Raw genomic sequence first — 13736 nt, forward strand, 5'->3', positions numbered from 1 at the left:
CTCGCAGATCTCCGCTAACGATGCGACAATTTAATCGGCTCTTCATCCGGTGGCGGGTCCGGCATCGGCTGCGGACGGGGGATGGGGTCAGGCATTGGGGTCGGATCGGTTGGCACCGGATCGGACTGACGCGTATTCACCAGGTGCAGGGTAAGTAGCATACTCATCTTTTCCTCCAGGTTTTGGTGTTGTCCCCTAAAGGGTAGACGCTGAGAAACAGGAGGCAAAAAAAAGCCGACTATAAAGTCGGCGTCGTACGAATCAATTGTGCTATGCAGTAATTCAAAAAAAGGAAGTAAGACAATATGGAGCGCAACGCCCATCGCTTGACGTTGCATTCACCTGCGGGAGTAATATTGCACCTTAGAGGGTCGGAGTTTATTGACTTCGCTCAATTAAAATGTCGTTTTGAAGCAGACAATGCATCATAAAAGCGTAAATTTACAGCCATTTACTGCGATGCAACCACCACGCAACACCGCCAATTAAAACCACTAACATGACGCAAAACGTGGTGAAGCCGTAATGGTATTCCCCGCCGGGGATCCCCCCGAGATTGACGCCAAATAGCCCGGTTAAGAACGTGCTCGGTAAAAAGACCATCGCCATTAGCGACATGGTGTACGTTCTTCTTGCCAAAGACTCCTGCATCACCTGGGCTATTTCGTCCGCCATGACCGCCGTTCTGGCGATACAGGCGTCGATCTCGTCCAGCCCCCTGCCGAGCCGGTCAGCGATATCCTGCATTCTGCGACGCTGATCGTCATTCATCCAGCTCAGGCGTTCGCTGGCCAGACGCGCGTAAACGTCGCGCTGCGGAGTCATGTAGCGGCGCATGACGATAAGTTGCTTACGCAACAGCGCCAGAAAGCCTCGTGGGGGGATTTGCTGATCGAGAAGATTATCTTCCAGATCGATGATTTTATCGTGGAGTTCTTCAATAAACTCGCTGGCGTGATCGGTCAACGCATCGCATACATCAACCAGCCAGCTGCCGCAATCCGTTGGTCCCGTGCCCTCTTTCAGATCGTTAATAACGTCATCCAGCGCCAGCACCTTTCGCTGGCGGGTGGAGACAATCAGGCGTTCATCCATATATACACGCATTGCCACAAGCTGATCCGGACGTTCATCCGTGCTGCCATTAATACACCGCAACGTAATTAACGTGCCCTCACCCATCCGGCTGACGCGCGGCCTGAGGCTTTCTCCCGCCAGCGCATCCCGGACGTTATTAGGCAACAGCGGGGTGGATGCGAGCCAGTCTGCGCTGTCTGGATGGGTGTAGTTGAGATGCAGCCAGCATGGATGTTCACTGTCGATTTCATCCGTATCTTCCAGCGGTCTTGCGCCACCACGTCCATCAAACACCCACGCAAAAACTGCGTCAGGAACGTTAACCTCAGACCCTTTTATGCTTTCCACAGCGCCTCCACCGTTTTAACTCTTCCGGTGTCAGTCTAGCTTTCGCCGAGGGTTAAGCAATAATTATGTGAGGCATGGTCCTGAATATGCTCAGGAATTCACCGCCCACTTGCGGCGCTTTAGCGCATCGTCAGGCGGGTATTCATTATTCAGGCGGAAGTTACGCGTTCGCGTTTGTAGTTCAATCACCTGATTGCGCAGCACGTCTGATGAACCATTAAGTTCTTCTACCATCGAGACGTTGCTCTGCGTGACGCGCTCAAGCTCTGATAGTGCCTGAGTTATTTGTGAAATGCCTTTTTCCTGTTCCGACGTAGAGGCGGAAATGTCATCCATCAGTCTGCTGACATTGCCCGAGCCGGCTACGATGTCGTGCATATTTTTTTCCGCCTCCGATACTACCGTGACGCCCTGGGTCACGTTATGGCTGGTGACTTCTATTAATGATTTAATGTTTTTTGCCGCTTCGGCGCTGCGATGCGCCAGGCTTCGGACCTCACCGGCCACGACGGAAAACCCTTTACCATGGTCACCCGCTCTTGCCGCTTCCACAGCGGCATTAAGCGCCAGAATATTGGTCTGGAAAGCGATACCGTCAATCATCGAGATAATTTCCGTCATCTGCTGGGCACATTCGGTTATCGATTGCATATTGTTTGCAACCTGCCCCATTAACTCCCCGCCCTTACGCGCCCGCATAGTCGCAGCATTCGCCTGCTCGCTGGCTAAACGGGTATTGTCTGCATTATTTTTGGTACTCGCAGCCATCTGTTCCATGCTGGCCGCCGTTTGGACCAGAGAGGCTGACTGCTGTTCTGTTTTGACGGAAAGCTCCGCGCTGCGGGAAGAGAGCTGTTCAGAAAGCGTCATGGCAGTGTGCGACGACGCGCGGATCTCGCGCACCAGCGTTGCGATATTGCTGGAGAGACTATTAATTCCCGGGATCAGCCGCCCCGCACAGTTGTTACCGAACTCGGGAATCGACACCCCAAGGTTACCCGACGTGACTTCTTCAATACTTTTTTTCACCGTATTGATCGGCGTCACAAGGTATTTTGTCATGTACGCCCAGAGTAAAAATAAGGCGACAGATTGAACAATAATAACAGCAATAAAAAGCGACAAGCTGCCTGAGAATATTGTTATCACTCCATCACTTACCAAAAATACACATAAAAGAAAATAGGTAATAAACGTCCTGACACTAATATTTCTTAGCATACATCTTCCTGCGGCTTTATATTTGGGTTGGCAATAAGGGTTATAGCATTGCCGGGTAATTTTGTCCTCAGGTTCGTGACCGGATTATCGTTTTGCAGTATAACCTCAAAAGTTTCGCTTAAGGCGCAGAAAAAGTGCAGCCAGGCGCAAATGCAAAGGCATTAATGTGGTTATTAGTCCTTCATAAATATGGTTAGCCGGATATTTAAGGGAGAATACCGCAATGCAAAATTGTTAAGCGAGGCTTAATAAATTATCGTTGGTTCTGTATCTTGTTTATGGGCGACTTTATGGCAGTTTCGTAGGCCTGCGTTCAGGCAAGGCAGTCAACGATCTTGAAGAAATAATCTTCTGTCATAACTACATTCTCTTTTGCGCTTTGATGCTCACGTCGTATATACCAGCCTGTTTCAGGGGCCATACATAATTGAAAATTTTGCGTCCCTGAACTGCTGCCGGGAGCAGTAATACGCATCGTCATACATCCCTTTTCTGAACCACTCATCAGCCGTTCTGGCATAATACTGACGCTGCGGTCTCCATTTTGCAGTATGAGCGTCGTAATATCATAACGGCATATGCCGCTACTCAGGCTGTAGCCAACGGTACTAAAATCGTTGATATGTTTCCTCGATAACACGACATCAATACCAGAACCCTCGAACCAGGTGATAATCTGCTGCGCGAGGTCCTCCATCCGTTCACAGAATGCCCTGACTTCGTCCTCAGCCGTATTTATAATTAGCGGTTTATTACTCTTATTCTGCTGTATTTTCTTAAAAAAACGCTCTCTTGCTGACACGTTAATTCCCTGTATTAAATGGTTTTATGATGCTTTTCGCACTTCTGCAGAGCATAGCTTACAAACAACTGCTGAAGATGTTGTTCGGTCTGGATTTGCTGAGCCGCAGGCAGGAGTTGCCCATCCGGTAATGCCCTGAGCTGGTGGAGTTTGTTCATCTCATCGCGAAGGACGGCATAATCCACAAGCGTTTGCGGATCGCTGCAGGCTCTGAGGTGGCGTTCGTATTGTGTTGTCATGATGGTTTCGGCCTGATTAGAGATCAAAGTACAGCGCGGGTATCAAGATACTTCTGCTGTTTCAGATGACGGATTAACACCCTGCCCTCCGGCTTAAATTCAGTACCGTAGCGCACCAGTCCGATGCCCTTGAGCTCCGCGTCGATGGCATAGCGCAGTTCTCCCGGTACAGTCTGCTCAAGCAGAACCACATCGATTTTCTTAAGCCGCGGCTCATACTTAAGTAATACAGCCGATAACGCCCCCACCAGTTCATGGGCCGTACCCGGCATTCCCTGCAGGATTTTAGTCATATCCGGCAGACCATTCCATACAGCGATACCGCGCTGTGTCCCTGTGGCATCAGTCATCCTTCAGCGGTTGTAATGTCAGATGGTTATTCCCGGCTTCCAGAATACGGGGGTTATCCGGATCGAGATCTTCACGTCTGAGAACCTGCTTCCAGGTGTTGTTGACCATGTCCGGATGGCGGAATAGCCCCACCACCGCGACAAACTGCGCGCCTTCTTCCATTGGCATATCAAGATTCGCATCCCCGCCCGGTTTTACCACCACCTCGCGGGTCGCCAGCAGATCGGCTTTCAGGATCGTGTCGCCGTCCTTGAGCAACTGCTGATAGACCGTTTTGTCGAAGGTCTTGCGGTCTTTCAGCTGGTAGACACGAACCACCACCGGTTCAGATAGTGAGTTACTCTCGCGGGAATCGGTGTTCAGCGCTTCACGGGCGGTGAAATCCAGATGCAGCACCTTAATCTTTTTGTAGAACACAGCGTTAAATGCCGATTTGGTGCCATCGGCGATACCCTGCGTCACCCCGCAGCCCGTCAGGCTTAACGCCAGCAGTGCAGGCAGCCAGCATGCGGGTTTAGTTAAATTTGTACGTAACACGTCGGTTTCCTTGTTGTGGTACTGCAGGCTGCAGGCCGGTGTAATAGCCCAGCTCCGTCGTAAAGGACGGCGGGATATCGGCCGCAAAGGTCCTCTCCTCCGCTCCCAGCACGCCATTCATGCCGAGCCAGAAAGGTTCTTCGCCGAGCGGCGGAGCGGCCAGCAGTGTGGTCAGAGTGGTCAGGGTGATCTTTGCCTTGAAGCGCCAGCCGAGATAAACCCGCAGCATCACCAGAAAGTCCTGATACAGCAGACCGTCCGGTTTCCAGCCCTGCGATTCCTGTTCGTTTTCGGTGGAGAGGGCAATCAGCAGCTGGCTGCTGGCATCCATTGCTTCATCGCCAAGTGGCGTGTTGCCATCCAGCAGAAAGTCGTCATCACCGTAAAAACCCAGCGGCCGAGTGACCTCCACCGGACGCAGGCAGTACGGGCTGACCGTCACGGTGGTATCCGGGGCCAGCAGGCTCACCAGGGCCTGTATCCCCTCCTGGGTTTTCCCCGGTTGCTGCAGCACACCAAGCAGAGCCAGAAAGCGGGACATCGGTGTGGCAATGTGGTTCGCGGTACCGGGAATACCCAGCCCCACCAGGCCCAGCAGCGACTGCGAAGTGCTGTCGGTCCCGCCCGGCTCAAAGGTGGCCGGGTAAGAGTACTTACGCCAGATTCGGTAAAACTGCGTCAGGATGCGGTGGCTGAAGATATCCAGAAAGCCCTGCAGCGCGTCATGCCCTTCCCGGCGCTGGGTGATGTCGTCAAGATAGGCGGTTGGCAGTGGTGAATCCACGCCGTACATCCCCATAAACGTGGCGCGGATGAGCGGTGGTTTGCTGTCATCCTCTTCGTCATACTCAACGGCTTTCAGTTCGCTTCCCGGAAATCCCATCCCCGGATGAGGCGCAAAGCGCACCGGGTCGTCACCAGGATGACTCGTTGAGCCCATCAGCGGCCGGTCCGGATTCAGTTTCTCCAGCAGCTGGCAGAAACGGTAAAAGTTTATCCGGTTAACGTCAGCCTCCAGCCGCGGGGTCAGCCGGGAATACGGCGGTTGTGCTTCTCTTCCCATTCCAGGCGTTCTCCGGTCGGTTGCAGGATGATAATCAGGCGGTTAAACAGATAGATGTCGGTATAGAGCGCGAAGAAACGGCTCAGCATCTCACCAAACAGGCAGATGTCACCGCGCCCGGCAAAGCCATGGCTGTCGAGCGTCACCTCAATCTGCACGCCACGGACCAGATAGCCCTGCTCAAAGCGTTCGGTTTCACTGTGCTTCACGTCAATGATGGCCTCCAGGCGACGGCGGTTCATCTCGCTGTCGGTCCATTCATACAGCGCCAGGGTGCCTCGCAGCACGTCGGCGTTATCCATCATCGAAAGGAAGCTGCTGCCGAGGTGACTCAGTACCCGCCAGTGAAAACGGTCCTGCGCCGGGGGATAGCAGGGCAATGTCGGCGCACACAGGTTGCGCACGGCGATACTGGCCGAGGTGGTTTTCATCACCGTATCGAGCACGGTGCTCTGCAGCGCACGTCGTGGCAGCTGGCCGTTGGTACCGGTGAGCGTCAGCGACAGGCTCTCATCTTCCGGCACCGTATGGTTATCAAACGCTTCTCCACCGAGGATGAGCCAGGTGTTATGCAGACCTGACGGGCCACGGCGCACGCGGGTGTGGTAGTAATATTCCGGGGCTTCATGGCGCATCATCCCACCCTTGTGGCGGAAGCTGGAAAACGGTACGTAGGTATGCTGGCTCGATGACATCACCGTATCCACGGTGTATATCTCGGTATGGCCATCCTGCACGCGCATCGGGCGCAGCATGTATTCGGTCTGCAGGGAATTGAGCGTCAGCGGGTCGGATTCCAGCGGGAACAGATTAATGACCGGAGCGCAGTTCAGACGCAGATGCTTTTCGGTAAAGCTGAAGTCATGCTCCCAGCGCTCCGCCAGCACCACGTCGATTTCAAACCAGGGGAGTTCAGCCGGGAAGACCACGCTCTCCAGTCCGCACAGCCCCGTGAACATGAATTTCTCGCGGAAAGTGAAGTACTCCAGCAGCAGCTGATAACCACTGAAACTGCTGTCACCCTTCGGCCACAGCCTGTCATCATCACCAAACCCCAGTGCGGTGAAATACCCGTCCAGCGGCCTTCTGTCCGTGTCACCCGGCAGCCGCAGCCAGAGACGCGCAGTGTTCATGGTAAAGGCTTCATGCATAGCGCAGGCCAGCGGCGCGTCAGCGTTGAAATAGAACGGGATCTGGCAGAGATCGACACGGCTCCAGTCAGCAAGATGGCTGCAGTTAATACGCAGGCTGATGACCGAACGCCCGTCCGGATCGGTCGACAGGCGGGCATGCTCCAGAGCCAGTGGCTGAAGGATTATCTCTCTGGTGGTAGTGTACCGGCAGCGTGTACCCTTCTCACCGATAGGTCGCGAGTTCACTTCGAAGCCTTTGTCAATACGCATCGGCTCTTTCATCTCACGCCAGTCGGGGGTGAATTCCACAACCGACATCGACGGAATGGTACGCAGGTAATGCGGCCATAACAGGCTGACCAGCCCTTCGGTCAGTTCCGGCAGGTCGTCATCGAGCTTCTCGCGCAGGCGCCCCATCAGGAAGGCAAAGCCCTCGAACAGGCGTTCCACGTACGGGTCGCGCGCGCCCGCTTTATCGAGATTGAGCATTGCTGCCTGCTCGGGGTGAGCGCGGGCAAATTCTTCGCCGGCTTCCAGCAGGTAGCGCATTTCAGCGTCGTAATAACGCAGGGTTAAGTCGTCCATAGTTATTTTTGCTTTGTTTTCGTGGGATTCAGAGCACAACTGTGCCCTGTAGTATCTTCAGCATAAGGTGAAAAAACATAACGATGGCAGATACTGTCGTTAGCCATCATAAGTACGTTCATAACGGGAAGGGATAAACTTTGCGCCGCAGGGGCAACTGCTGATGCTATGTAGCGAACCAGCATATTTCCGGCCCTTGGCATTATTGTTCGGAATATGTCCCACTATTTTGTACGTGCCGGCATGTTTTCCGCAGGTCACATTCTCCTGCTCCCGGGCTACAGGGATCCCCATGACGGTATCGGTCGGATCACCTTCAAGGATTTTTCCACCGCAAGTGGTCATGTCACCCTTTACCAGATAGTAACCTTTCGCCATTTTTCACATCCTTAGTTCATCAACAATTCAACCGCAAAGCACCGCACTGCCTGTCGGATCGAGCGCAATCAGACCGGCCAGAAGCTGGTCCAGCTCTGGCTGAAGCCTTGACTTATCGGTTTCACTGCGGGCGGCTTTCATGCACAGTAGCCTGAGACGGCGCGATTTCACTTCAAACAATAGCGCTGGCGTCCACTGCGTGAGGGGGATGACCTGCGCTGCACCGTCAAGTTCACCCAGCAGATGCAGGGCCAGTTCATTTTTGCCCTTTTGATCGGCCACGCGGGTCATCAGCAGGCGCAGCAACCAGTTTTTCGGCAAGCGTGCAAATCAGCCCGGTATCGATGCCGGAAAGCTTATTGACCTCCTCGCGAATGCGCTGGAAATCATCGCCATATCCCGGGACTTCACCCGCTGGACGGGTAGCACCGGTCGGGGCAAGCCAGCGTTCCGTACGAGTCTGCGCCTGCTGGCACAGCAGGGTTTCATCCGCCTGACAGGCGGCAACCAGATTCTGCTAAATATCCATTATTCAGTTTCGTCCATATCACTGCTTTCCGTACTGGCCATCAGCGCCTGCGCCGTGGCCACGCTGTCGACGCTGAAAATCTGATCGGGCAGCGTGAAGCCGCGCAGTGCCAGTAACGCCAGCGGCCCGCTGCCCAGCTGTGAACGCAGCACCCACTGCAGGGTGCGGCCATCCGGCGCGGTGAAACTCATCATCCACTGACTGCGGTCAAGCTGCGCACACTTGCCCTGGTCCAGCCAGCGAATAAAGCCCCAGGTCCCGCTGTAATCCCCGAACAGACGCGCACCAGCGTTGACCGTGGCCCAGGTCAGCATCGTCCCCGGCTTGTACGTGTCACCAGGCCAGCGGAAGGACTGCCAGTCAGCCATCTGGTTGAAGTAGTGCAGCTTTTGTCCATCAATGGTCAGCTGCGTCTCCACCACCTGCGGTACCGGGCGCGCCTGCAGCTCAAAGCTGATGCCCTGACTGCCGTCGGTAAACAGGATGTCCGACAGCTGGCTCAGTTGATTTATCGCCCGCAGGAAGGCCGGGTTAAAACTCAGCCCCTGGCTGTTGACCTTATCCGGCACCCACTGGCTGCCCTCCTTGTGCAGAACACCACCGAGCTCTGTCGTCAGGAAGCGAGCAATACGTCCGCTGTCCTTACGCACAAATTCAGCCAACATCGGCAGGGAGGCATCACTTTTACTCGCGGCAAACGGGAAACGTCCGTCAAATGCCGTGTGCCAGTTCGTCACCACGGAGCGGCTCCACTTGTCATTGAGGCTCGCCGCCGACGGCTGAAGCACGGTTTCCCAGGCCTGAGTCAGCGGCTGTACAAACATCGTGCTGCCAAAACCGCTCCACTCCTCGCCAAGGCTTGCCGAAATCAGACTGCCGTACTGCTGGGTGTCGGTCAGGTCCACGCTTTTACCCTGGAATACGGTCTGCGCCAGGGTCTGCATCATCGCCTGCGGGTCAGAGGCGCTTGCCACCTGCTGCAGGCGCAGGCGCACGCGCGTGATACGGGTCAGATACGTCTGCAGGCTCAGTGAATTGTCAGCCGACATGACGTTGCTGCCCTTGTTTTTACCCAGAACCTGAAGCAGAGGGCCAAAGGTGTTATCCAGCGGCCCCTGCGGGCCTGCCGCTGACTGGTCAATCACCGGTTTGTCTTGCCCGCCCACCAGGTCTTTAGCCGATTTGATGATAGAGTCCGAAAGAGCTTCGCGCTGCTGCCCGGTCTGTCCCTGCCAGGCGACGGTATTCATCAGGGCAATCAGCGGTGACTGGCGGACATCACTCATCAGCGTCAGCTGGTCGGTAACGTCTGCAATATTATTTGCCGGATTAAGCTGCAGGCTGTTGAGGAAGCTCAGCCAGCTGCCGGCAAAGTCAGTGAAGTAGCGTTGTGTCAGACGCGCTTTCAGGGCTTCCGGCGACAGGTCTGAGGAGACGGCTTTTCGGCTGTCGCTCAGCACCCAGTCGATTTCATCCCGGCGGGAATTTGCGGCCTTTTCGATAGCCTGCTGAATCCCCCCTCCCAGGCCTGACGGGTGAACATTCCCGGTACCACCTCATCGGTGGTAAACAGGCGACGGGCATCGGTACCACCGGTCATGTCCTCCAGAGACACATCGGCAAAGTTACGGCGCACGGATTTGAGCATGTTCACGTACAGCGTGCTTTCCGCGTTGCGCCGTCCTATCTGCTGCAGCAGCACCTGGCGGCCCTGGCTGACCAGCTGCGCATCCGGCGTGATTTTCCACTGTGGCTGCGCTGGCATTTCGGATATATAGAAAGCCCACAAATCCGGTGACAGGCTTTGCCACAGGCCGACTGAAATACCCATCCGCGTCGGCTGCACGGTTTTCATGGTCTGTGCGAAGAATGCGCCATCGGCTTTATCCGGACGGGCCATCATCAGCCAGGCTTTCAACTGGTCATAGCCCGGTTTGGCCAGCTGCGCACGCTGGTCGCTGTTTGGGACAGAATTTGCCAGTACGCTGAGCTTCTGCTTAAGCGCCTCATTTGCCGGATCGCGTATCAGGCGGTTGTTTGCCACGCCGTACCAGGGCAGCATCGCGTCGAGCAGCTGCTGATTATGGTCGAGGCCGAAGCGCTGATACCAGGGCGCTCCGTCCTGGATACTGTGCTGCAGGCGGCCGGCATCATTGCGCAGAGTATGCAGGGCCGTCAGCTGGTAATCCGATACGGAAGGGTGCTCCACCAGTGCATGCGCCTGCTGCGCAACAGAGACTATCTGGGACCGGTTAACCGCGAACGACAGCAGTGTTCCCGCCCCCCAGAGACCGATAATGGCCATCAGCGTCCAGGCAAGCGTCTGCTCCCACGCCATACCGACACGGCGGCCACGCACGCGGGTGCAGTCGTCAACGATACCCTGCCAGGTTGCCGGCAGGGTCAGTGCATGACGCTGTGACCCCGGAATATACCGCTCAGCGTCGGCTGTGCTCGCTGACGTACCGGCAGTTTTCTTCTCCGGCAGGCTGAACATCAGCCCCCGCAGCGGAACGCGCTGTTGAGAAACAGAGAGCCATGGCACCAGTTGCTGAGCCCAGCGGACGATACCGCCGTCCTGGAGATGCTGACCAAGGCGCAACAGGAAGTCGTGGCTGTTGTTTTCAACGACCTGACTTATCCCCTGCGTCCGCAATGCAGGTAACATCAACTCAAGCTGACGGGTAATATCTCCAGCTTTGGCACGCAGCAGGAAGCTTGCCCCTACCGTCTGCTCAGGACGCGTACCCTGCGACCAGTTGCTGTCGCACAGCTGCCACAGCCAGACCGGAGCGGAATAGCGCAGCAGTTCGCTGATTTTTTCCAGGCCGCGTAAATCGTTGTCACTAATCTGAGGGGTGAGGTTAAGCGACTGCGGTACGACGCGGATAATTCCATCCAGGGGACGACCGCGACGCAGTTTACGCAGCGCGATGTATTTTTCACGGTCAGGCTCCGATGCCAGGCTGCCGCCGTAAATCAGCACGGTGCGGTTGCCTTCAAGCCACTGCTGCTGTTGCAGGCCGGGTACTAGTTGTTCGATTGCCACCTCATCGCCGGTAACAAGCAGAAAACGGACTTTGCGGTGCCATAAGAGGTGGTAGCGACGACGAAGGTGGTTGAGAATCTGTTGACTGGTCGTCACTGCAGCAGATACAGGAGTTAAATCTTCCTTTCGTGGCGTCTTAACATCATCACCCTGCGCATTTTGCCGCTCTTTACTGAAGCTGCGTTTACCTTCAGCTCGCGCACCAAAGAAAAGAAATACTCCAGTTATGGCCAGTGCAATACTTGCTGCCACAGAGCCGCTCAGCCAGGCATACCAGGCGGAGGTTTCCCTGATGAGCTGTAGCCTTTCAGGCAGCCAGTAGACGATACTCACCACGACAAGGCTGCAAACCAGCGCAATTAACACCACAAGCCAGAACACAATTTCCGGTTTTTTAAACAGCGAGAGGAAGCGCCTCATGCTTCGCCCTCCTTAGGTGAAGACGCAGGGGATACAACCATATTCCAGACCTTTCCAGTTTGTTGATCGCGGCTAATCAGTAAGTGATGTGCCGGTTGTTGTTGTACTGATTGTGTGGCACCTGCCACGGCAAGCCAGAGTGATGCGTTACCGGGATCACCCAGAAAATCATTAAAATTATGAAAACCCACCTGCGGGTCGACATTTTTCAGACCTGTAGCACTAATGCCTTTCATCAAAGCGGCATGCGCTTCGGTTTCAGCATCAACCCCACTAAGCCAAAGATGCTCCTGCTTTTCGGCACCAACCGGCACCCAATCGAGCGCCTGAGTAATGGCATAGTGCAACGCGTCAGGCTCTCCTTCTCCGGCTTCAGGGCGGTGAAGAAAGGCCAGCGGCGGAAGGATGTCCTGCGTCAGTCGGTTCCCCAGCAGTATTCCGCTTATAGCTTCAGCGGACATTGCGGTATTGAGCGGTGCGTATTGCCACGACACCACAAGAAGGACAGCCTCGCTGCGGATATGATGGTCGAGCCAGTAATCAATCGCCTGCGCACCACTCCCGGCAAGGGTAGAAAAAGGTTGCTGAATACCTGACTGCCGCAATGCGTCCCCAAAAAGGGAGAAGGCTTTTTCCTCAGATATAGATGAGGAGTGCTCCAGAAGCACCATTACGGACTTGTCTGCTGGCAGAAAAGACAGCGGCTGCGCCAGTTTGCGGGTTAGTGCCCTGAATAATGCCTGAAGATGCTGCTCTTCTTTGGCTCCCCCGGTACGGGCTATCTGACTCAGACGGGTATTTTCCTCCCCGCGCCAGGATTGCTGGGGATAAAAGACATTCTCATTCTTCACGAGATTGCTGCCAATTGCCGTGAACGGTTTATTCGCAGAGGAGTGTGCCGTGCAGCATTCAGCCGCCAGAATTTGCAGCGCTCGTCTGCCCCGGCGAACTTCTTTGAGGATCGTCTTTTCCCGCTCCCTGTCCCGGGCATTGGCGGAAATTGCGCGCAGCAGATAAATCACGAAGAAAATAAACAGCAACCCACCAAGCATAATCGCTGGAGCGCCCACGGTCAGCAATACGTTATTTTTGCCCGTCACCAGACGGGAAATGACGATACTGAATCCAATCAGGATCATCAGCACCATCATCCAGCGAGCTAATTTGGGGGATGCAGGCCTGGCGCTGACATCAGGCATGTTTTTTAGATCGACAGGCATAGTACGGTTCTTGTTTTGAGGAAACGGTAATGAATAGCAGGCTGGCTGCATTCTATGAGCGATCTCACAAATGCCTGCCAGGGATTATTTTGCAGAGTCGGTTAATATTTTTTGGCGTGAAACGAATGGTTGTTCGCCACCTGGTGTAGTCGTCGATTCCCGCTCCATTGCCTCAGGCCACTTATCGGCTTTACGCGGGCACCAGAAATCAGGGCGACCTTTATTCACTGCCTCATCCGGCACGGGCTCACCTTGCATATACAGGCACAGATAGCTCCAAAGCTGCTGCAACTGAGCAGGAGAGCCACTGGCAATCTGGAAGCGTTCCACCACGTTCAGCGTTCCTGGCTGACAGACGGAAGCAAACAGCTGAAAACCTCCGGTATAGCGGTCGCTGGAAAAACGCATCTCGCCGTGAATATCTGCCCAGTGATGGGCTTTGATGGTCGTCGGCCATCTGGCCCAGGGATTCCACCATTTTCTTTTATAGTCAAAGGTGTAGATCTTCTGCCTTTTTTTGTTCAGACGAATAGGCTGATCTCTAGATTCAGCAAAGTAAATTTTAAAAAATGAAAAGGTCATCGAAACGAGGGAAAAATCTAAAAACAGAAAAGCAAAAAAATTAAACAACTTGCCAAACACAGTTTCAGAATATGCTATTGCATCTCCACCGATGAGCAATGAAAGGATTACTGCATAAATGGTTATAGATAAAGCTATGACGCGGCCCGAGGGGGTGGGGCCCGGATGCTGGGCGGCGGGGCGGGGAGGGGCGGTGGCGCGG

Annotated in this window: 10 protein-coding genes and 4 pseudogenes; all 14 read right to left on the reverse strand. The window is 54.7% G+C overall.

Annotated features, from left to right (window positions below; genetic code table 11):
- Positions 1–14: 14 nt before the first annotated feature.
- A complete protein-coding gene (locus tag IM304_RS12545; RefSeq protein WP_274857168.1) occupies positions 15–161 on the reverse strand; it encodes a hypothetical protein in 147 nt (48 codons plus the stop codon).
- 280 nt (positions 162–441) lie between these two features.
- Positions 442–1425 carry a zinc transporter ZntB gene (gene zntB / locus IM304_RS12550; protein WP_148419714.1) on the reverse strand — a complete coding sequence of 328 codons (984 nt, stop codon included), beginning with the start codon at positions 1423–1425 and terminating at the stop codon, positions 442–444.
- 90 nt (positions 1426–1515) lie between these two features.
- Positions 1516–2646 (reverse strand): methyl-accepting chemotaxis protein, encoded by a 1131-nt coding sequence (locus tag IM304_RS12555; protein ID WP_193355255.1) that lies wholly within the window; start codon positions 2644–2646, stop codon positions 1516–1518.
- A gap of 313 nt (positions 2647–2959) precedes the next feature.
- Positions 2960–3448: a hypothetical protein gene (locus IM304_RS12560; RefSeq protein WP_193355256.1), complete on the reverse strand. Its 489-nt coding sequence runs from the start codon at positions 3446–3448 to the stop codon at positions 2960–2962.
- Positions 3449–3462: 14 nt separating this feature from the next.
- A complete protein-coding gene (locus tag IM304_RS12565) occupies positions 3463–3687 on the reverse strand; it encodes a hypothetical protein (protein WP_193355332.1) in 225 nt (74 codons plus the stop codon).
- A 23-nt stretch (positions 3688–3710) separates the two neighbouring features.
- Positions 3711–3992 (reverse strand): annotated as a pseudogene (locus IM304_RS12570) (type VI secretion system baseplate subunit TssE); the annotation flags it as partial.
- Positions 3993–4029: 37 nt separating this feature from the next.
- Complete coding sequence (gene tssJ, locus IM304_RS12575) at positions 4030–4575, reverse strand: type VI secretion system lipoprotein TssJ (protein WP_193355257.1); 546 nt, start codon at positions 4573–4575, stop codon at positions 4030–4032.
- On the reverse strand, positions 4553–5638 hold the full coding sequence (tssG, locus tag IM304_RS12580) for a type VI secretion system baseplate subunit TssG (protein ID WP_193355258.1): 1086 nt from the start codon (positions 5636–5638) through the stop codon (positions 4553–4555). The genes tssJ and tssG overlap by 23 nt, the downstream gene beginning before the upstream one ends.
- A complete protein-coding gene (gene tssF, locus IM304_RS12585) occupies positions 5602–7356 on the reverse strand; it encodes a type VI secretion system baseplate subunit TssF (RefSeq protein WP_193355259.1) in 1755 nt (584 codons plus the stop codon). The genes tssG and tssF overlap by 37 nt, the downstream gene beginning before the upstream one ends.
- Positions 7357–7461: 105 nt before the next feature.
- Positions 7462–7734, reverse strand: a pseudogene (locus IM304_RS12590) (PAAR domain-containing protein); the annotation flags it as partial.
- A 27-nt stretch (positions 7735–7761) separates the two neighbouring features.
- A pseudogene (locus IM304_RS12595) lies at positions 7762–8043 on the reverse strand (type VI secretion system domain-containing protein); the annotation flags it as partial.
- Between the two features lie 219 nt (positions 8044–8262).
- Positions 8263–11732, reverse strand: a pseudogene (locus tag IM304_RS12600) (ImcF-related family protein).
- A complete protein-coding gene (locus tag IM304_RS12605) occupies positions 11729–12952 on the reverse strand; it encodes a hypothetical protein (protein WP_193355261.1) in 1224 nt (407 codons plus the stop codon). Before IM304_RS12605 ends, IM304_RS12600 begins: the two are co-directional and overlap by 4 nt.
- 84 nt (positions 12953–13036) lie before the next feature.
- Entirely contained in the window at positions 13037–13672 is a 636-nt protein-coding gene (locus IM304_RS12610; RefSeq protein WP_370627940.1) for a DUF6708 domain-containing protein, read from the reverse strand.
- Positions 13673–13736: the final 64 nt, after the last annotated feature.

Origin of the sequence: Enterobacter cloacae complex sp. P40C2 (assembly GCF_014930695.1) — a bacterium.
GTDB lineage: Bacteria > Pseudomonadota > Gammaproteobacteria > Enterobacterales > Enterobacteriaceae > Enterobacter > Enterobacter pasteurii.

Bases quoted from the DNA above. Each gene is read 5' to 3' on its own strand.
- IM304_RS12545 (WP_274857168.1), bottom strand. From the start codon at position 161: ATGCTACTTACCCTGCACCTGGTGAATACGCGTCAGTCCGATCCGGTG.
- IM304_RS12555 (WP_193355255.1), bottom strand. From the start codon at position 2,646: ATGCTAAGAAATATTAGTGTCAGGACGTTTATTACCTATTTTCTTTTA.
- IM304_RS12565 (WP_193355332.1), bottom strand. From the start codon at position 3,687: ATGACAACACAATACGAACGCCACCTCAGAGCCTGCAGCGATCCGCAA.
- tssG (WP_193355258.1), bottom strand. From the start codon at position 5,638: ATGGGAAGAGAAGCACAACCGCCGTATTCCCGGCTGACCCCGCGGCTG.
- tssF (WP_193355259.1), bottom strand. From the start codon at position 7,356: ATGGACGACTTAACCCTGCGTTATTACGACGCTGAAATGCGCTACCTG.
- IM304_RS12605 (WP_193355261.1), bottom strand. From the start codon at position 12,952: ATGCCTGTCGATCTAAAAAACATGCCTGATGTCAGCGCCAGGCCTGCA.